The 18,982-nt window shown below is 60.8% G+C and carries 16 protein-coding genes and 2 pseudogenes; 15 read left to right on the top strand and 3 right to left on the bottom strand.

Features of this window, described 5'->3' with window-relative positions:
• The first annotated feature begins 449 nt into the window (after window positions 1-449).
• The 3 genes and pseudogenes from WGT02_RS04070 (at window position 450) to WGT02_RS04060 (ending at window position 2,716) form a co-directional block, all read left to right on the top strand.
• On the top strand, window positions 450-659 hold the full coding sequence (locus tag WGT02_RS04070) for a hypothetical protein (protein ID WP_208248963.1): 210 nt from the start codon (window positions 450-452) through the stop codon (window positions 657-659).
• A gap of 167 nt (window positions 660-826) precedes the next feature.
• Window positions 827-2,318: pseudogene (locus tag WGT02_RS04065) on the top strand (MDR family MFS transporter).
• A 122-nt stretch (window positions 2,319-2,440) separates the two neighbouring features.
• Window positions 2,441-2,716, top strand: coding sequence for a hypothetical protein (locus WGT02_RS04060; protein WP_024316697.1), 276 nt, complete (start codon window positions 2,441-2,443; stop codon window positions 2,714-2,716).
• Window positions 2,717-3,227: 511 nt separating this feature from the next.
• Here the strand turns inward: WGT02_RS04060 and WGT02_RS04055 are convergent.
• Window positions 3,228-4,139 (bottom strand): GntR family transcriptional regulator, encoded by a 912-nt coding sequence (locus WGT02_RS04055; RefSeq protein WP_024316698.1) that lies wholly within the window; start codon window positions 4,137-4,139, stop codon window positions 3,228-3,230.
• 237 nt (window positions 4,140-4,376) lie between these two features.
• Here WGT02_RS04055 and WGT02_RS04050 point away from each other — a divergent pair, with 237 nt between their 5' ends.
• From WGT02_RS04050 to WGT02_RS04020, 7 genes and pseudogenes are all read left to right on the top strand, one after another.
• Window positions 4,377-5,879 carry a UxaA family hydrolase gene (locus tag WGT02_RS04050; RefSeq protein WP_208248965.1) on the top strand — a complete coding sequence of 501 codons (1,503 nt, stop codon included), beginning with the start codon at window positions 4,377-4,379 and terminating at the stop codon, window positions 5,877-5,879.
• A gap of 34 nt (window positions 5,880-5,913) precedes the next feature.
• Entirely contained in the window at window positions 5,914-6,933 is a 1,020-nt protein-coding gene (locus WGT02_RS04045) for an aldo/keto reductase (protein ID WP_208248966.1), read from the top strand.
• A gap of 9 nt (window positions 6,934-6,942) precedes the next feature.
• Window positions 6,943-7,388: pseudogene (locus WGT02_RS04040) on the top strand (RbsD/FucU family protein).
• A 206-nt stretch (window positions 7,389-7,594) separates the two neighbouring features.
• Window positions 7,595-8,581 carry an ABC transporter substrate-binding protein gene (locus WGT02_RS04035; protein WP_208248967.1) on the top strand — a complete coding sequence of 329 codons (987 nt, stop codon included), beginning with the start codon at window positions 7,595-7,597 and terminating at the stop codon, window positions 8,579-8,581.
• A gap of 124 nt (window positions 8,582-8,705) precedes the next feature.
• Entirely contained in the window at window positions 8,706-10,256 is a 1,551-nt protein-coding gene (locus WGT02_RS04030) for a sugar ABC transporter ATP-binding protein (RefSeq protein ID WP_024316703.1), read from the top strand.
• Between the two features lie 24 nt (window positions 10,257-10,280).
• Window positions 10,281-11,255 carry an ABC transporter permease gene (locus tag WGT02_RS04025; RefSeq protein WP_208248968.1) on the top strand — a complete coding sequence of 325 codons (975 nt, stop codon included), beginning with the start codon at window positions 10,281-10,283 and terminating at the stop codon, window positions 11,253-11,255.
• Window positions 11,256-11,322: 67 nt separating this feature from the next.
• The gene (locus WGT02_RS04020) at window positions 11,323-12,342 is read left to right on the top strand and encodes a zinc-binding alcohol dehydrogenase family protein (protein WP_208248969.1); all 1,020 of its coding nucleotides are present in this window, start codon (window positions 11,323-11,325) and stop codon (window positions 12,340-12,342) included.
• Here WGT02_RS04020 and WGT02_RS04015 read toward each other — a convergent pair.
• The gene (locus WGT02_RS04015) at window positions 12,339-13,061 is read right to left on the bottom strand and encodes a copper homeostasis protein CutC (RefSeq protein ID WP_024316706.1); all 723 of its coding nucleotides are present in this window, start codon (window positions 13,059-13,061) and stop codon (window positions 12,339-12,341) included. The genes WGT02_RS04020 and WGT02_RS04015 overlap by 4 nt on opposite strands.
• A gap of 30 nt (window positions 13,062-13,091) precedes the next feature.
• Window positions 13,092-14,285 (bottom strand): LysR family transcriptional regulator, encoded by a 1,194-nt coding sequence (locus WGT02_RS04010; protein WP_024316707.1) that lies wholly within the window; start codon window positions 14,283-14,285, stop codon window positions 13,092-13,094.
• A 419-nt stretch (window positions 14,286-14,704) separates the two neighbouring features.
• Here WGT02_RS04010 and WGT02_RS04005 point away from each other — a divergent pair, with 419 nt between their 5' ends.
• From WGT02_RS04005 to WGT02_RS03985, 5 genes are all read left to right on the top strand, one after another.
• Window positions 14,705-15,613 carry an ABC transporter substrate-binding protein gene (locus WGT02_RS04005; protein ID WP_024316708.1) on the top strand — a complete coding sequence of 303 codons (909 nt, stop codon included), beginning with the start codon at window positions 14,705-14,707 and terminating at the stop codon, window positions 15,611-15,613.
• Between the two features lie 68 nt (window positions 15,614-15,681).
• Complete coding sequence (locus WGT02_RS04000) at window positions 15,682-16,848, top strand: ABC transporter permease (RefSeq protein ID WP_024316709.1); 1,167 nt, start codon at window positions 15,682-15,684, stop codon at window positions 16,846-16,848.
• Window positions 16,845-17,789 (top strand): ABC transporter ATP-binding protein, encoded by a 945-nt coding sequence (locus tag WGT02_RS03995; RefSeq protein WP_024316710.1) that lies wholly within the window; start codon window positions 16,845-16,847, stop codon window positions 17,787-17,789. Before WGT02_RS04000 ends, WGT02_RS03995 begins: the two co-directional genes overlap by 4 nt.
• Complete coding sequence (locus tag WGT02_RS03990) at window positions 17,786-18,535, top strand: ABC transporter permease (protein ID WP_208248971.1); 750 nt, start codon at window positions 17,786-17,788, stop codon at window positions 18,533-18,535. Before WGT02_RS03995 ends, WGT02_RS03990 begins: the two co-directional genes overlap by 4 nt.
• A gap of 47 nt (window positions 18,536-18,582) precedes the next feature.
• Window positions 18,583-18,978, top strand: a complete 396-nt coding sequence (locus WGT02_RS03985; RefSeq protein ID WP_024316712.1) for a VOC family protein — start codon at window positions 18,583-18,585, stop codon at window positions 18,976-18,978.
• Window positions 18,979-18,982 lie beyond the last annotated feature (4 nt).

Below are 18,982 nucleotides of genomic sequence, written 5' to 3'. Positions count from 1 at the left end.
ACTCGCCTGATGGCTCAATGCCTCGGCGGCCTTTAGGAAAGGCCGAAGGGAAGCAAAATCTCCATATGAAACATCGGATATCTCCTCCAGATTGTTTTTATATCTTCAAGTCGTACGGCCACGCCGACAACAAGCAACGCGCTCATTTGGTCAAAGACCAAACCGAGCCATAGAAGCAGCTACCATGTCGAGAATAATCCCAACATCAACTCTAAAAACCTAGAGCTTTCTATGAATAGCATGCGCCTTCCTGTTGTAAAATGCCTAACATCTATCCACTTCTTACGACAATAGGGGTATATATTATTGCAATCTGGTAAAAGCCGCCGACAGCCGGTAATTGAATTTTGCGGCGCCTGAAACAGGTGTCGCGCGATGCGCACGCCACTCCCCTTCTACGTGCCTCATTCCTCTCTAATGCCTTCATCGTTTGGTCGGTGAATGGTTTGATGAACGATGCGAGGGCGGTTCGCTCGGCGGTTGGACAAGACCTCGACGGGCATTCCGAGGATGAGCTTGTTGTCCTTGATGAGGATTTTGTCAGCAAGCGAGAGCGACGGGAGCTAGAAGAGCTGGCCGGTGGCGCGGTCGAGGGTGGTTGCGGCGGCGGCGACCTCGACGGTGTCGTCGAGGTCCGGTCCAGAATGCCGCGCCCCTAGCCACCTTCGCCGCGACGCAGGAAAACTGCACTCGTAACCAAACGGATAATAATTGACGGGTTTTCGTTGGCGGCATAGAACGGTGCAACACTTCGCGCCGGCGCGTTTCCCGCCTGCCGACCTGCCGAGCATTTCCGGCACTTCGCGGAGTACCCGGAGAAGATGTCATGTCCACTACAGCTCAGCGCTCGAACCGTGCGCTCGTCGTCGCCATCATCATGCTCGCGACCTTCATGGTCGCCATCGAGGCAACGATCGTCGCGACCGCAATGCCGAAGATCGTCGGGCAGTTAGGCGGTTTTACCTACTACAGCTGGGTCTTCTCGGCGTTTCTTCTGGCGCAGTCGACGACAACCGTCATCTATGGCAAGCTTTCGGACATCTTCGGGCGCAAGCCGGTGCTGATCGCCGGCATTCTGATCTTTCTCGTCGGCTCCCTGTTCTGCGGCCTCGCATGGTCGATGGCGTCGCTGATCGTCTTCCGTCTGCTGCAGGGGCTCGGCGCCGGGGCGATCCAGCCGGTAACGATGACGATCATCGGCGACCTCTTCACGCTGGAGGAGCGGGTCGCGTGCAAGGGATCATGGCAACGGTATGGGCCACATCGGCGGTCGTCGGGCCGCTCGCCGGCGGTGTGATCGTTGACACCATTTCCTGGGCCTGGATCTTCTGGATCAACCTGCCGATCGGCATCGTGTCGATCGCCGCCTTTGCCTTCTTCCTCAAGGAATCGGTCGCACATAAGCAGGCAAAGATCGATTATCTCGGCGCCATTCTGTTTTCGATCGCCGTCGTCGCATTGCTCGTCATCCTCACGGAGGCCGCGGATGCCAAAGCGTGGGTATTGGCATTGCTCGCCCTGGTGTTCGTCGTTGCCGCCGTCCTTTTCCTGCGGCAGGAGAAGCGGGCGGCAGAGCCGATCATTTCCATCGCGCTGTGGAGCCGCCGGCTGGTTGCGACCAGCAACGCCGCCACGCTGTTGGCCGGAATGGTGCTGATCGGTCTATCGACGGTATTGCCCATGTACGTCCAGGGCGTCCTCGGGCGATCGTCGATCGTGGCCGGCTTTACCTTGACCATGCTGGTCGTCGGCTGGCCGCTGGCGGTAATGCTCTCCAGCCGCTTCTTCAAGGCGTTCGGCATCCGCCGGACGCTGCGGGTCGGCAGCCTGATGTTCCCTTCGGCGCAAGTTTCCTGCTCTTTCTGACGCCCGACAGCCATCCGGCGCTTGCCGGAGCAGGCTCCTTCTTCATGGGCTTCGGCATGGGGCTGATCAGCCTCACCAGCATCGCACTCGTGCAGGACAGCGTCGAATGGTCGATGCGCGGCAGCGCCACTGCCTCGATCATCTTCGCCCGCAGCCTCGGCAATACGCTCGGCGCAACCGTGCTCGGCGCCATTCTCAATGCCGGCATCAGCCATTATGCCGCCGGCGATGCAGCAAGCTCGCTGCATGATGTACTGAACCAGCCAACCGGGCTTTCCGAATTGGCCGCCGATCCCACGATCCGCGCGGTCTTCGATGCCTCGCTTCACTGGACGTTCTGGGGTGTGGCCGTGGTTGCCGTACTGACGTTCCTGTCGGCTTGGCTCATTCCAGTGGGACGTGAACACGGCCGGACGCCGGTTGCCGCAGCGGCCAGCGAAGCGTCGCAATAGATCCTCGCCGCCGCCCCGTTTGGTCCTCGAAAGAGGGCAATCCGACGGGTCGGCGCGTCATTTTTCGAGGAACCAGTTCTTTTCTCCTTCGTTGGTCTTCTCATGAATGAAGGAGAATCGACATGCGAAAGACCCTTATGAACTGTACTGTTGCGGCGATGGCGCTCTGTTCGGTCGTCGCTCCTGCCATGGCTGACAGCGTGACCGTGACGCGCGAACACAGCGACGACGATTATGATCGTGTGCGTCCCGGAATTACCATCAACGAGCACGGCATCAGAGTTGGCGCCCTCCGAGATCGTGACCGCTATTATCGCGATCGCTGCTACACCAAGACGGTCACAACAATGACCGATGATGGCGACGAGGTCACCAAGACGGTACGCCGCTGCAGATAACCGCGAATGATGGCCGGCCTCTCGCGCAAAGCTCCCAATCCCGAAATGCGACGCGATGAAGCGCCTCGACCGAGGGGAGAGGACTATTGTCGGTCACGAAGCCTACGAAGCCAAAGGAGAACCTTCCATGCTCCTAAAAGCGATAGGAGCGCCCGTTCGTGCAATCGGACTTGCAACCAGCGCCATGGCGCATCTTGCGGTGGCACCGGTGGTGCCACCGCAAGCGGCGGAGCAAATGCAACCGGCAGCGGCTCTGCAGCGACGCTGGGCATGAAACAACAACTCGCCTGGCATCAAAAATAACGGCAATGGCACCGGCATGCCGATGGATCCGAACGCTACCAATAGCGTGACGAGCCCGAACGGGCAGTCGGGCATCTCGGGCGGCGACCTGAACGACTGTGGAGCGCCGCGACTCCAACGGCACATCGAACCCAACGCTAAGCACTACGATGACTTCGCCCGACACGCAGCAGGCGTGCCGATAACCCGGCCTCGGCCGGGTTTTAGATTAACTCTGTGCCAGAAACTCGTCGGAAGGCACCTGCGGAATCGATTGTAGCAACGTCTGCCGCGCCGAGCGCAAATGCAGGCGACAGGAGAAATCGATCGCCCCTTGATCGCGCGATTCCAGTGCGGCGATATAATCCAAGTGCTCGTGAATGGCGCGTTCGTTGCGCTCGCGCGCGAAAGCTTTGTTCCACTGGTAGTGATAGTGGAAGATGATCGCGATCGCATCGTAGAAATCGGCGATGAAGCGATTCTTCGAGGCCCCGTGGATGAGCAGATGGAAGCGTTCGTCGAGGGTGGAGAACTCCTTGTAGCGCGAGTCGAGATCGTGCAGCATCGACTGATGCTCGGCCTTGATGTCCGCCAGCGCGCGCCATGCGTCGCTCTCAGGTGGAAGCTTGCCGAATTCAGCCGCCGAATGCAGCTCGAACATCTCGCGCACGTCGGCCAACTCCAGCGCAAAATCGCGTGTGAATCCCTTGAGGATCCAGTGGCTGTTCGGGCGCTTCTCGATCAGGCCGAACCGCGAGAAGCGGATCAGGAACTCGCGAACGCTCGTGGTCCCGGTGCCGATTTCGCGCGCAAGTTCCAGTTCATTGATCTGCATGCCAGGAGCAGCATCGTCCGACAGAATGCGGCGCATGAAGCTGCGCTCGATGATGTCGTGCAGCGAGTTCGTCTCTTCCGATGGAAAGAAATCGGCCTCGGTCGGCTGCCGCAGGACGACCTTCTGACGCTTGTTCCAGCGAATGATGCCGGCATCGCTGAGCCGTGTCAGGATGGCTCGCGCGGTGCTGCGGCTGATGCCGAGCTGGGCTGCAATTTCCGGCTCGGAGGGCAATGCCGCATCCGTATGCAGGGCCGCAGCATAGCGGTTGTATGCTTCCTTGAAGACTGTATTCTGCCTTGCCATACGCGCCCGCCCTCTTGCCTCGGCAACACGGATCGGCCGGCCGCAGGGCGCGGCGCGAAGCGTGGCAGAAGCTTATCTCTCAGCAATCCTTATCTTATTTTGGATCGCATGCGGCTGTTTGCCTCCCTCGTCCACAGGATCAATAATCCCGTTGACTTGAAAATGTTTATTGTAGATAAAAAACAAAATCAATGAACATTCGCCGACGCAGCGAGTGTTTCCCTAGGGAGAAGAATGTTGACCAAAGACCCCTGGATCATCTTGTCTGCTGGCGATAACGTTGCGGTCGCGACGGCGACAATCCCCTCCGGCACCACGGTCGCCGGCGTCCAGACACGCGAGAAGATCGACCCCGGCCACAAGATCGCACTGGCCGATATTCCGCTCGGCCAGCCCGTTGTCAAATACGGGCAGGCGATCGGGCGGACGACGGCCGATGTGAAGGCCGGCGACCATATTCACAGCCACAATCTCCATTTCGAAAACGATCGCCTCGCTGCAACCGCCAACTCGGCGCCCGAGGAAGCAAGTGCCGCCGACCGGGCTCGCACTTTCATGGGCTATCGTCGTGCCGACGGTCGTTCGGCGACACGCAACTACATCGGCATCATTGCCAGTGTGAACTGTTCCACCACGGTCTGTCGCGCGATCGCCGAGGAGGCCAACCGGTCGATACTTCCGCATTTCGATGGCATCGACGGTTTCGTGCCGATCGTGCATGACCAGGGCTGCGGCATGAGCGCCACCGGCGACGGCATGGCGGTGCTGCACCGCACCCTTGCCGGCTATACCAGGCATGTGAACTTCGGCGGCGTGCTGATGATCGGCCTCGGCTGCGAAGTCAACCAGCTCACGCTCTACGGCCAAAGCGGCGCAGGCAATTCCAAGCGCCATTTCAACATCCAGGATGCTGGCGGCTCGCGCCGTGCGGTCGAGCGCGCCATGGGCATGCTTCGCGAGATCGCACAGGATGTCGGCAAGGAAAAGCGGGTGTCGCTGCCGATCAGCGACATCATCATCGGTCTGCAGTGCGGCGGTTCTGATGGCTTTTCCGGCATCACGGCCAACCCGGCGCTTGGAGTTGCCGCCGACTTGCTGGCGGCTGCCGGCGGCACGGCAATACTTTCCGAAACCTCCGAGATCTACGGTGCGGAGCACCTGCTGCGCAGCCGTGCCGTCAACGACGAGGTTGCCAGGAAGCTCGACGACAAGATCGCGTGGTGGGAGAAGTACGTGGCGTTGCACGGGGCATCGCTCGACAACAATCCCTCGCCGGGCAACAAGCGCGGCGGCCTGACGACCATCCTGGAAAAATCGCTCGGCGCCGTCGCCAAGGGCGGTCGTTCACCGTTGACGGCCGTCTATGGCTATGCCGAGCGCGTCAGCGCGCCGGGTCTCGTCTTCATGGACACCCCAGGCTACGATCCGGTCTCCGCGACCGGCCAGGTGGCCGGCGGTGCGAACATGATCGCCTTCACCACCGGTCGCGGCAGCTGCTTCGGCTGTCGTCCGGCGCCTTCGATCAAGCTTTCCAGCAATTCGGCTCTCTATGCCTCGATGGAAGAGGACATGGATATCGACTGCGGCACGATCGCGACGGGCGATGCGACGATCAGCGCCAAGGGCCGCGAGATCTTCGACCTGATCATCGACACGGCATCGGGCAAGAAGACGAAGAGCGAAGAGTTCGGCTACGGTGACAATGAGTTCGTGCCGTGGCATCTGGGAGCAACGCTCTAAATCAGACGGATATCAAGTCTTCAGAGGAGGAATGATGAGGACGAGGAGAATCGGCAGGACTGAGCTGGAGGTGACCGAAGTGAGCTTCGGTGGCGCCGCTCTCGGCGGCCTGTACCGCGCCTGCCCGCGCGAGCAGGCCATGGGGACGCTGGAGGCTGCATGGGACAGCGGCATTCGCTACTTCGATGTCGCGCCGTGGTACGGCCTCGGCCTTGCCGAGCGTCGCTTCGGCGACTTCCTGCGCGACAAGCCGGAGAAGGAGTGGGTGCTCTCGACCAAAGTTGGCCGGCTGCTGCGCCCAGTAGCGACGGGGACGGTTCCAGACTACAGCTATGTCGATCCGCTCTCCTTCGATGCCGACTACGACTATTCCTACGATGGCATCATGCGTTCGGTGGAGTTCAGCTACGCCCGTCTTGGACTGAACCGGATCGATATCCTCTATGTGCATGATATCGGTGGGTATACGCATGGCGGGGCGAAGAACGCCGTCCTTCAGAAGCAATTCCTGGATAGCGGCATCAAGGCGTTGGAGGAGCTGAAATCCTCCGGTGCGATCAAGGCCTTCGGGCTCGGCGTCAACGAGGTCCCGGTCTGCCTCGACGTGATGCGCAATGCCGACATCGACTGCATCCTGATGGCCGGTCGCTACACCCTACTCGATCGGTCGGCGGTTGCTGAGCTGCTGCCGCTCTGCAGGAAGAAGGGCACATCGCTCGTGGTCGGCGGCGTCTTCAATTCGGGCATCCTTGCAACCGGACCCGTGCCCGGCTCGCATTTCGACTACATGCCCGCGACAGATGAAGTGCTCGCCAAGGTCGCGAGCATGGAAAAGATTGCCGTTAAGCACGGTGTGCCGCTGGCCGCCCCTGCCCTGCAATTTCCGCTCCGCGATCCGCTCGTCGCGTCCGTGCTGATCGGCACGGCCAAGGCATCGAGCCTGCAGCGCAACATGGAGCTTTTCGAGCCGACCTTGCCAGACTCCATCTTCCCGGAATTCGAAGCTCTGACGCTCGTCGCGCCGCCGCTCGGCGAAGACGCCGTACGTGTTTAAGGACCGACCATGCTCAAAGGTATCCATCCCATCCTCAATCCCGACCTGCTGCGCGCGATCGCCCGCATGGGGCATGGCGACGACATCGTCATTGCCGACGCCAATTTCCCGTCGAGCACGATGGGACCGGAGGTCATTCGCGCCGACGGCGTCAGCGCGACCGACATGGCCGAGGCCATCCTGACACATTTTCCGCTCGATACGTTCGTGCCGGAAACGGCGTGGCGCATGGAGGTGGTCGGCGATCCCAAGGCCGTGCCCGAAGTTTGTGCCGAATTTCAGGAAATCGTGGCGAGGCGGGCTGGCGACTTCAGGATCGCCTCCCTCGAACGCTTTGCCTTTTACGAGCGCGCTCGCACGCTGCCTATATCGTGGCGACGACCGAATTCCGGCTCTACGGCAACTTGATTTTGAAGAAAGGCGTTGTTCACCCGTATGAAGTATATCGCGGCTGATAGAACTTCAGACTGCGGTTGAATAAACGTAAAAACAACCACTTGCGGCGAACGAAGAAACGTCAATTGAGCCTGCCAAGCTACTTGCAATTTGACTTTCGCTCGGCTAGCTTCTCGTGGTAAATGTTTTTTATCGATAAAAATCGTCCGCATGCGTTCAGCGGTACGGTTTGTCAGGAGGAGAACGCATCTTGGAGGAGAACTACATGCGCATGAAATCCATTCTCTCCCGCCGAGCCTTCACGGCTCTCGCGGGCGCCGCCGTCATCGCCACCGCAATGCCGATGACGTCGTTCGCGGCTGACGTGACGATCCCGATCATCGTCAAGGACACGACGTCCTTCTACTGGCAGATCGTTTTGGCCGGCGCCCGCGCTGCCGGCAAGGATCTCGGCGTCAAGGTGCCGGAACTCGGTGCACAGGCCGAATCCGACATTAACGGCCAGATCAGCATTCTTGAGAACGCGGTTGCCGGCAAGCCGGCTGCAATCGTGATCTCGCCGACGGAGTTCAAGGCGCTCGGCAAGCCGATCGATGAAGCCGCCAAGTCCGTTCCGATCATCGGCATCGACTCGGGTGCGGACTCCCAGGCGTTTAAGTCGTTCCTGACGACCGACAACGTTCAGGGCGGGCGCATCGCAGCCGACGGCCTTGCCGCGGCCGTCAAGGAAATGACCGGAAAGGAAGAGGGCGAAGTCGTCATCCTCACCAACCTTCCCGGCGTCGGCTCGCTCGAGCAGCGCCGCGAAGGTTTCCTGGATCAAGTGAAGACGAAGCATCCCGGCCTTAAGGTCATTGCCGACAAATACGGTGATGGCCAGGCGACAACCGGCCTCAACATGATGACCGATCTGATCACGGCCAATCCTAACCTTGTCGGTGTTTTCGCCTCGAACCTCATCTTGGGACAGGGTGTCGGCCAAGCGATTGCGGAAAACAAGCTCGGCGAGAAGATCAAGGTCATCGCCTTCGACAGCGACGACAAGACGGTTGGCTTCCTCAAGGACGGCTCGCTTGCCGGTCTTGTTGTTCAAGATCCCTACCGCATGGGCTATGACGGCGTGAAGACGGCACTCGCCGTATCCAAGGGCGAGAAGGTCGAAGAGAAGGTCGATACGGGCGCCAACCTGGTCACGAAGGCGAACATGAGCGACCCGAAGATCGACGCTCTGCTGAACCCGAAGATCAAGTAAGTCATGTGACGGTGGCCGCGCGAGACAAATCCCGCGCGGCCTTTGCTTCACCTGTGTTATCGTCCGCATCAGGAGCGCGGACGGCCGGTGGAAAGACGGCAATTCGCGAGGAGGAGACGCGCCAATGAGCCTGGAAGAGGTCAGTCATCGCCACGATGACAGCGCCACACTGACGGAGGCAAACCGCATTCCCGCGGGCGCCCCGATCCTCGAACTCAAGGGATTGCAGAAGAATTACGGCTACGTGCAGGCGCTGAAACCGGCGACGGTGACGTTCCTGGCCGGCGAGATTCATGCGATCGTCGGTGAGAACGGCGCTGGCAAGTCGACGCTGATCAAGCTGCTGACCGGCGTTATCACCAGAACGGCAGGCGAGATTTTATGGTGCGGTCATCCCGTCGCCCTGGCGACGCCAAATGAGGCGATCGTGCGCGGCATCAACGCCGTCCACCAGGAAGTGGTGCTCTGCCCGCATCTGACGGTCGCGGCCAACCTCTTCCTTGGCGACGAGGTCAATCAATATGGCCTGATGCGCAAGCGAGAGATGGAGAAGATGGCGCAAGCCGTGCTCGACGATCTCGGCTTCGGGCTACCGGCCGGCATCCCGCTCGCCGATCTGACGATCGGCCAGCAGCAGCTCGTCGCGACGGCGCGTGCGGCGATGCGCGGCACCCAGTTTCTGATCTTCGACGAACCGACCGCTTACCTCACGCGTCAGGAATCGGCGCAACTTTTCAAGCTGATCCGTCGCCTTCAGGGCGAAGGCGTGACGATCGTCTACATCAGCCACCGCATGGAGGAAGTGTTCGAGCTCGCGGATCGTGTCTCAGTGCTGCGCGACGGCACGCATGTCGGCACGCGCGCCATCGGCGAGACGAACGAGGCCGAGCTGATCGCCCTCATGATCAACCGCTCGATCGAGCAGATCTATCACAAGGAAGAGATCCCGATCGGAGAAACGATCCTCGACGTGCAGGGCCTTTCCGGGCCTGGCTTCGAGAACGTGTCGCTCTCGGTAAAGGCCGGGCAGATCGTCGGCCTCTACGGCCTGATCGGTGCGGGACGAAGCGAATTCGCGCTGGGCCTTTTCGGCCGGGAAAAGACAACGGCCGGTGAGATCCACTGGATGGGCAGGAAGGTCGATATCAAAAACGAGCGCACGGCGATGGAGCTCGGGATTGCGCTGGCGCCGGAGAGCCGCCGCGACCAGGGTCTTTGCCTCAACCTGCCGATCGGGCTGAACATCAATCTCCCCGTCTTCAAGCGGATGAGTAAGGGCCCGGTTATCAGCCACAGGGAGGAATCGCAGAACGCCGACCAGCAGATCCGAGACCTTTCGATCAAGACGCCAAGCCGGCGCGTCCTCGTTTCCGCGATGTCGGGCGGCAATCAGCAGAAGGTCGTTATCGGCAAGTGGCTGAGCTACGGCGCACGCCTCTTTATCTTCGATGAACCGACCGTGGGCGTCGACGTTGGCACGAAGGCGGAAATCTACCGGCTGTTTGCCAAGCTTCTGAAGCAGGGGGCCGGGATCATCCTGATCTCGTCCTATCTGCCGGAGGTTTACGAACTTGCCGACAGGTTGCACGTTTTCCGTCGGGGCCAGCTTGTCGCCAGTCACGACTTCCACGCGGCAACGCACGAAGAAGTGCTCAGCGAAGCGATCGGCGTCTAAAAGAACAAGAGGGAGAGAGAACCAATGACCGTAGCCCCGACCGAAATCGCTGCGCCGCCGCCGCGCCGGAAAGTGAACATCCTCTTCGGCCTGACCCTTATCGGTCTGCTGGCCTTCCTCTGGATTCTACTCGGCTTCGTGACCGCCAGCTTCTGGACGCCGCTGAACATCTCCAACCTGTTGCGCCAAGGCGCAATGACGGCGATCCTGGCGCTCGGCCAGACCTTCGTGATCATCACCGCAGGCATCGACCTTTCGGTCGGCGCGATCGTCGGCTTCACCAGCGTCATCCTCGCCTGGCTGCTGCAGGCGGGCGTGCCGGTCTGGGCGTCCATCCTGATAACACTGATGATCGGCGTCGCCATCGGCGCGTTCCATGGCTTCGGCATCGTCAAGATGGGACTGCCGCCCTTTATCATCACGCTGGCGACACTCACGTCGCTGCGCGGCATCGGGCTTTTGATCACCAACGGTTCCACGATCAATATCGTCAACGAGCCCTTCACCAACTTTGCTCGCGCCGATTTTCTCGGCGTGCCTAGCCTGTTCTGGATGGTCATTCTGGTCGCAGTCCCCTCCTACGTCTTCCTGCATCTGAGCCGTTGGGGGCGCTATCTCTTTGCCGTCGGCTCGAACCGCGAAGCCGCCCGCCTGTCGGGCGTCCGGGTGAACGGCATCATCTATCTCGCCTACATTCTCTCGGCGACGTTCGCTGCGTTCGTCGGCGTTCTGCTTGCCTCGCGCATCGCGATCGGTAATGCGACGCAGGCGGACGGATGGGAGCTGCAGGCGATCGCCTCCTCGGTGATCGGCGGCACCAGCCTGTTCGGCGCTGTCGGTTCGGTTCACGGGCCGCTCATCGGCGCCTTTATTCTGGCGACCATCAACAACGGTGCGAACCTGCTCAACGTCAACTCGTTCTGGCAGCGCATCATCACCGGTCTGCTGATCATCGTGATCGTCTACTTCGATCAGCTGCGCCGCCGCCGCAACCCGTAAGCCCGGCGTGGGGACACGAAGCCGGCCCAGAGGCTGGCTTCTTCAACTTCAGGAATGCGAGACCATCATGAAAGCAGTGCTCTGCCAAGAACCCGGCGTCCTCGAACTCGTGGAGCGCCTTTCCCCCGGCACGCCGTCAGCCGGCTGGGTCCGCCTTGCGGTCAGCCATGTCGGCATCTGTGGCACTGACTACCACATCTTCGAGGGCAAGCATCCGTTCCTCGAATATCCGCGCGTGATGGGGCACGAGATCTCGGCGACGGTTCTGGAAGCCGGTGACGGCGTCGCCATGGCAGTTGGCACGCCTGTCATCGTCAACCCCTATCTTTCGTGCGGCAACTGCGTCGCCTGCCGCCAGGGCAAGCCGAATTGCTGCACAGACATCAAGGTACTCGGCGTGCACACCGACGGAGCTTTTTGTGATGAGATCACGGTGCCGGCTGGCAATCTCTATGCAGCAAAGGGCGTGAGCCTGGAGGCCGCAGCGACGACCGAGTTCCTGGCAATCGGCGCCCATGCCGTTCGCCGTTCGATGGCGCCGACCGGATCACGCTCACTCGTCATCGGTGCAGGTCCGATCGGGACCGGGGCCGCGATCTTCTCGCGGATTGCCGGGCATGACGTGACACTGCTCGACACCAGCCGGGAGCGGTTGCAGATGGCTGCCGATCGGTTTGGCTTTTCTTCAGGCATCGTTGCCGACGAAAATACTTCCGAGGCAGTCAAGGCCAAAACCGGCGGCGATGGTTTCGACGTCGTCTTCGATGCCACCGGCTATGGCCCCTCGATGGAGAAGGCCTTCGGCTTCGTCGCCCATGGCGGCGCGCTGGTTCTGGTCAGCGTCGTGAAAGACGACATCCGGTTTTCCGACCCGGAGTTTCATAAGCGCGAAATGATGGTGGTCGGCAGCCGCAATGCGACCCGCGTCGATTTCGAACATGTCGCGGATTCGATGGCCAAGGGCCTCGTGCCCGTCGAACAGTTGATCACTCACCGAACGACCCTGGCGGATGCACCGCGCGACTTGGCACGCTGGGCGCACGAAAAAAGTGGTCTGATCAAAGCTGTTATCAAGGTCAGCGCCTAAATGGCCTCGATCGCCGCCCGCATCTGACGGACGACGTCAGCATCCGTCCGGCTCGTCGTCGCTGCTTCGAAGCCGAAGGCAACGGCCCGTGGATCGATGCTGTCGACCCGTGAGCTGCAAGAGGCGTGAACCTCGCTCGCCCCTGTGGCTCGCAGTATATCGGCGACGTTGCCCGGTCTTAAGCCACTGCCGGGCATGATCGAGATACGGCCAGCCGCCTTGCTGGAAAGACGGCTCAACGTCTCGAGGCCGTCGATTGCCTTCGGCACGCAACCTGATGTCAGGATGCGCTCGCAGCCAAGCTCGATCGCCTGTTCCAGCGCCGCATCGGCATCCGGGACGAGGTCGAAGGCCCGGTGGAAGGTCGATCCAAGTCCCTCGGCGCGAGCCTTTAGCCGGCTGATCAGAGGCATATCCAATGTGCCGTCCACGCGATTGGCGCCGATGACAACTCCGGCGAGGCCAAAGGCGCGCACGGCATCGATATCGGCCGTCATCGCCTCCTCGTCAGCCGCATCGAATACGAAGGGCCCGGGATGCGGCCGGATCATCGCATAGACGGGAATAGGTGCTGCGGAAGCAGCCTTCATGAGCCCTGCAAGCGGCGTCAGTCCACCAAGCTCCAGAGCCGAGCAGAGTTCGATGCGACCGGCGCCGCCCAAGATTGCAGCCGCAAGGCCCTGTGGGCTGTCCACGCATACTTCCAGCAAAACGGCCACGCTCGAATCTCCTTCTCCGCCACTGTCTCTTTAAGCGAAGGCAGTCTCTTGCGCGACGGGCTCGGCAATTATTTTGGCGACGGCGTCGAGGATCATGGCGCTTGCATCCGCTGAGGCTTTCCGATGGTTGAAGGCGATGTGATAGGACATCGGAATATACTCGTCGAGCTCGACGATCCGAACCTTGCCCGCAATAGGCATGGCGCTGACGCGGCCGAGAAACGAGATGTAGCCGTGGTTGGCGACAAGGTCGACGATGACCGGTAGCGAGTCGGCGGCCGTGATATCCTGGTTTCGGTATCGGCGATTGTTGGTGCGCTCATGGCTCAGCGACATCGTGGCGTGTCCGAGACCGGTGCGCGAACTCGGCGTGCAGATCGCGTGCCTTTCGACAAGTTCGGCCACCGTCCGCTCGCGGCTCTGCGGCGGCGCGATAAGAACCATATTCGTCTGCAGCAGTTCGCGGTGCTGGAAACGCTCAAGGCCGAAGACGGAATCGAGAATTGCAACATCGATACGGCCAGCTTTGAGGGCTTCGCGCAAATCATCCGCGGTCATCAACACCAGCGAGATCGCGTTCTTATTGCGGCCGGCATTCCATTCGGCGACGAGCGCGCCAAGGCATCGCGCAACCCAACTTTCCGATCCCGTTGGAATGATCGAACCGATGCGCAGCGCCCGCGCCGTGCGCTGATAGCGCTCGTCGGCGGATGCCTTCAGTTCATTCCATCCCTGAGCGATTGCCTGGAAGATGGCATAGACCTGGTTGCCCTGCTCGGTCAGCGCAGAGCCTTGAGCCTGCCGCTCGAACAGGCGATGACCCAGCGCCTTCTCCAAAGTCGCGATCTGAAGCGAAAGCTGCGGCTGACCAAGCTTCAGCCGCCGCGCCGCACGGTTGATGCTGCCCTGATCGGCGACCTCGAGAAAACGCTCCATGGTGGCGATCTTGAAGGGCAGGCGCGATGGCCTGTCAGTTCCCATCCATCCCGCCAGCGCCTCGGCCGACTGCACAATCGGCCGGAGCTTTTCACGCACGTCGTCGCTGGCAAGCAACGTCGCAAGCTCGCCGGAACTGCGCTCGGTCAGTTTGAGCGCCAATTCGGTCTCAAGGTTGCGGACTGCTGTCGAGACGGTCGATGCCGAAAGTGAAAGGTTTCGTGCCGTTTCTCTGACCGAGCCGGACGAGAGCACGTGACTAGCAACAAACAACGTGCCGAGCTGCAACCGCTTTCTCCGTAACGATATGAAAAATCGAACGATATGATGTGTTCGCCAAAAAAGATATCCCTGTCGCGAAATCAGAAGGCTATCGTTCTTGCCAAGAACAAAACCGGGCGTGACAGTAGAACCACAAAAGAGCACCGGACATCTGCGGAAACGCCCAAGGGAACAAAAACAAATCGCGGCGGCGATGGAAAAGGAAATGCATTTTCGCGCAAGCGTTTGCATTCACCGCCATAATCACGCCGCGACCGCAAAACTGGAGAGGCTTGCATCGATTTTTTGAACGCGAACGCTATTTCCATCACGCACGTATTTCCGGCATGATCGCAGCGGGGCTGCTTTCGCCGGTATTTTATACGTGGGAGCCTTCCGCCGGGGCTTTCCATGCAGTCAAACGGTGTAAATCAAGGGGACAATCCATGCTGAAGAAATTCGCTCTTGCCGTTTCGCTCTCCGCTTTTGCGGCAGGCGCGGCCCACGCTGCAGACGTCGTCGTTTCATCGAAGATCGATACTGAGGGCACGCTGCTCGGCAACGTGATCGTGCTGGCGCTCAATGCAAGCGGCATCAAGACGCAGGACCGCGTTGCGCTCGGCACGACGCCGGTTCTTCGCAAGGCGATCACCGCCGGCGAGATCGACATCTATCCGGAATATACCGGCAATGCCGGTTTCTTCTTCAACAAGGCTGATGACGCAGCCTGGAAGAACCTCGAGCAGGGCTACGAGCTTGCGAAGAAGCTCGACTACGACGCCAACAAGATCGTCTGGCTGACTCCATCTCCGGCCAACAACACCTGGGCGCTCGCCGTACGCAACGACGTCGCCGGTCCGAACAACCTGAAGACCATGTCCGATTTCGGCAAGTGGGTCGCCGGTGGCGGCGCTGCCAAGCTTGTGGCTTCCGCCGAGTTCGTCAACTCGGCCGGCGCGCTTCCGGCGTTCCAGACGACCTATGGCTTCGCGCTGAAGCCGGATCAGGAAATCGTTCTGTCGGGCGGTGACACGGCCGCTACCATCAAGGCGGCAGCCGACCAGACGAACGGTGCCAACACCGCCATGGTCTATGGCACGGACGGCGCAATTCAGGCCGCCGAGCTGACGGTTCTCGAAGACGACAAGAACGTGCAGCAGGTCTATGCGCCGACCGCGATCATTCGCGAGGAAGTGCTGAAGGCAAACCCGAAGATCGAGGAAGTCCTTGCACCAATCTTCAAGAGCCTGAGCGCCGATGAACTGCGCAAGCTGAACGGCAAGATCCAGGTGGATGGCGAACCGGCGAAGTCCGTTGCTGAGGGCTACCTGAAGGAAAAAGGCTTCCTGAAGTAATCTCGTCGCCCGAAGCTCCGCCCTGCCCGCGGGCGGAGCAGCCTTTCTGACCGGACAGGGATGGATCGATGGAAGAAACCTTAGCGGTCCGCAAGCTGGACCGGCTCGGCGTGGTGCTTGTGACGGCCGGTGTCGTCGCAACTGCGCTCCTGCCTTTCATCTATGTGAAGGCAAACCGCATCGCCGCCGGAAAGCCCATGCTGCTGATGCAGCTTCTGGACCAGCCGTCCGCCGTCATCCTGACAATCCTCCTCATCGTCACCGCTCTGTCCGTTCTATTTCTGCAAAATGCGCTGCTGCGGCTGGTGATTGCGACCCTCTGCTTTGCGGCGCTGCTTGCGACGATCGGGCTTGCGGCTGCAGCATTCACACCGCCGAACAGCAATGCCGCACGCATGACGCCTGGCGGCGGATTCTGGGTGCTGTTCGCGGTCATCGGCCTCATCATCTCGGACGCGCTCGTAAAGATCAGGCTTACCCCGTGGATGCGGATCGCAGCCCTTGCCGCCTACACCGGCCTGCTCGGCATCTTCCTCACCTCGGGTCTGCTCGACAATCTCTCGATCATGAAGGAATTCGCGACCCGGTCCGCGCAATTCTGGACCGAGGCGGTGACCCATCTGCTTCTGGCACTCGGCTCGCTGGCGATCGCCGTCGTCATCGCCCTGCCGCTCGGCATCATCTGTTTCTGGGTACCAAAACTGCGCGCTGCCGTCTTGCAGGCACTGAGCCTGATCCAGACGATCCCGAGCCTTGCGCTTTTCGGTATCCTGATGCTGCCGCTCGGCTATCTCGCGACGCACGTTCCTGCTGCAGCCTCCATTGGCATTCGCGGCATCGGCGCTGCGCCGGCGCTGATCGCGCTCATCCTCTATTCGCTGCTGCCGATCGTTGCCAACACGGTCGTCGGTCTTCAGGGTGTTGATCCCTCAGTCCGCGATGCCGCCGCGGGGATGGGATTAACGCGCCGACAGGTCCTCACCGGCATCGACCTGCCGCTTGCCTTTCCCGTCATTCTCACGGGCATCCGCATCGTCCTTGTGCAGGCGATCGGCCTGGTAACGGTGGCGGCGCTGATCGGTGGCGGCGGGTTCGGTATCTTCATCTTCCAGGGGCTTGGTCAGACGGCCATGGACCTCGTTCTGCTCGGCGCCGTGCCGACCGTTTTCTTCGCCTTCTCTTCGGCCGTCATCCTCGATGCGGTCATCGACAGCATACGGGGATCCGCCGCATGAGCATGATCGAGATCAGGAACGTTACCAAGCGCTACGGCGCGGCAACCGTCGTCGACAATGTCTCGATGGATGTCGAGAAAGGCTCGATCACCGTCATTGTCGGCACCTCGGGCTCGGGTAAATCGACGCTGATGCGGATGATCAACCGTCTCGTGCCGATCACAGCGGGTGAGATTTTTGTTGGCGGCCAGAACATCATGGACGTGCCGGTGACGGAACTTCGCCGCAAGATCGGCTACGCCATCCAGGGCCACGGTCTCTTTCCGCATCGGACAGTCGCACAGAATATCGCCACGGTGCCGCAGCTTCTCGGCTGGGACACGACAAAGATCAACAGCCGCGTCGAAGAACTGCTTGGCCTCTTCAACCTCGATCCGGCGACCTTTGCCGAAAAGTATCCGCACCAGCTTTCCGGCGGCCAGCAGCAGCGCGTCGGCGTTGCGCGAGCGCTGGCGGCGGAGCCGGAACTGCTGCTGATGGACGAGCCGTTCGGCGCGCTCGATCCTGTCATCCGCGGCAAGGCGCAAGACGATCTCCTCGCGATCCAGAAACAATTCGGCACGACGGTGGTCCTTGTCACGCACGATATGGACGAGGCCTTCCACCTCGGCAACCAGATCGCCGTCATGAGCGCCGGCAAGCTGCTGCAATGCTCGACACCGGAGAAAATCCTGACCGAACCGGCCGACCCCTTCGTGCAGCAACTGACCGGCACCTCCGACCGGGCGCTGAAACTGATGTCGCTGCTGCCGCTGAAGGAAAGCATGGAGCCGGCAAAGTCGGGTCTGGCTTACGCATTGCCGCAATCGCTCAGCCTGCGCGATGCTCTGGCCGAGATGATCTGGCAAGGGGTCGGCGAAGCCGCCGTCCAGGACGCCGACAAGGCGCCGGTCGGCTCGATCTCGATGACACGGCTGCTCGAGCTGGGCCGCAAGGCATGAAGCTCGTCTTTGCGAACCTATTCCGTGTTGGCGCTCTGCTATTGCTCCTGATCCTGCTGTTCAGGACAGAGTGGCTGTCCTTTCTGCTGGTGCCGTTGACGAGCAACAATGCGCCGGCCGTCTACACGCAAAACAGCCTTCCTCAGCTTGCCGCTTCGCATCTCTTCCTTGTGGCGATCTCGATCGCGGGCAGCGCGGTCCTCGCGATCCTCGGCGGCATTTTCGTTACCCGCAAGAGCGGCGAAGACTTCCTGCCGTTGTCGCGGGCGATCGCCAATGCCGGCCAGACCTTCCCGCCAGTCGCGGTGCTCGCCTTGGCCGTGCCGGCGACCGGATTCGGTGCCGGACCGACATTGATCGCCCTCTTTCTCTATGGCCTGCTGCCGATCTTCGAGAATACTGTCTCCGGCCTGAAGCAAGTCTCTCCCTCCGTGCTGGATGCCGCCGACGGCATGGGAATGAATGGCACGCAGCGGCTCTTTCGGGTGGAACTGCCGCTCGCCCTGCCGCTGATTCTGGAGGGCTTAAAGGTTGCGACGGTCATCAACATCGGCACCGCGACGATCGGCTCGACGGTGGCGGCCAAGGGGCTTGGCGAAGTCATCATTGCCGGACTGATCTCCGACAACACCGCCTTCATCCTGCAAGGCGGTCTGATCGTCGGCCTGATGGCGGTGCTGATCTATGATGCGCTGGGGCTTATCGAAAAAGCGATCACGCAAAGAATTGGCTTGCGCCCGGCATGAGGCGGCGGCTACCAAGACTGCCTTGATATCGGCAATGGGAGGCAGCCTTGGCCAAGATGATTCACTCCATGATCCGCGTTCTCGACGAGGCGCGCTCCGTCGAGTTCTACGGCAAGGTCTTCGGCCTCAAAGTCGCCGATCGCATCGACTTCGACACCTTCACGCTGATCTACATGAGCAATGACGAGACCGGCTTCGAGCTGGAGCTGACGGTCAACAAGGGGCGCACCGAGCCCTACGATCTTGGCAACGGCTATGGGCATCTTGCTCTCTCCGTCCAGGAAGTCGAAGTCGAGCACAAGCATCTGACGGAAGCGGGATTGAACCCCGGCAAGATCGTCGAGCTCAATCGCGACGGCAAGCTCTTGGCGCTGTTCTTCTTCATCACCGATCCTGACGGCTACAAGATCGAAGTCCTGCAGCGCCACGGCCGCTACCTCTAAGAGT

It is taken from the genome of Rhizobium sp. T1470 (assembly GCF_042140505.1).
In the GTDB taxonomy this organism is placed as follows: Bacteria; Pseudomonadota; Alphaproteobacteria; order Rhizobiales; family Rhizobiaceae; genus Rhizobium; species Rhizobium favelukesii.
Note: the sequence above shows the minus strand (reverse complement) of the source record. Positions and strands in the feature narration are given on the sequence as shown.

Coding starts and splice junctions, on each gene's coding strand:
- WGT02_RS04030 (WP_024316703.1), top strand. CDS start 8,706: ATGAGCCTGGAAGAGGTCAGTCATCGCCACGATGACAGCGCCACACTG.
- WGT02_RS04005 (WP_024316708.1), top strand. CDS start 14,705: ATGCTGAAGAAATTCGCTCTTGCCGTTTCGCTCTCCGCTTTTGCGGCA.
- WGT02_RS04020 (WP_208248969.1), top strand. CDS start 11,323: ATGAAAGCAGTGCTCTGCCAAGAACCCGGCGTCCTCGAACTCGTGGAG.
- WGT02_RS04045 (WP_208248966.1), top strand. CDS start 5,914: ATGAGGACGAGGAGAATCGGCAGGACTGAGCTGGAGGTGACCGAAGTG.
- WGT02_RS03990 (WP_208248971.1), top strand. CDS start 17,786: ATGAAGCTCGTCTTTGCGAACCTATTCCGTGTTGGCGCTCTGCTATTG.
- WGT02_RS04000 (WP_024316709.1), top strand. CDS start 15,682: ATGGAAGAAACCTTAGCGGTCCGCAAGCTGGACCGGCTCGGCGTGGTG.
- WGT02_RS04025 (WP_208248968.1), top strand. CDS start 10,281: ATGACCGTAGCCCCGACCGAAATCGCTGCGCCGCCGCCGCGCCGGAAA.
- WGT02_RS04060 (WP_024316697.1), top strand. CDS start 2,441: ATGCGAAAGACCCTTATGAACTGTACTGTTGCGGCGATGGCGCTCTGT.
- WGT02_RS04035 (WP_208248967.1), top strand. CDS start 7,595: ATGCGCATGAAATCCATTCTCTCCCGCCGAGCCTTCACGGCTCTCGCG.
- WGT02_RS04055 (WP_024316698.1), bottom strand. CDS start 4,139: ATGGCAAGGCAGAATACAGTCTTCAAGGAAGCATACAACCGCTATGCT.
- WGT02_RS04070 (WP_208248963.1), top strand. CDS start 450: ATGAACGATGCGAGGGCGGTTCGCTCGGCGGTTGGACAAGACCTCGAC.
- WGT02_RS03995 (WP_024316710.1), top strand. CDS start 16,845: ATGAGCATGATCGAGATCAGGAACGTTACCAAGCGCTACGGCGCGGCA.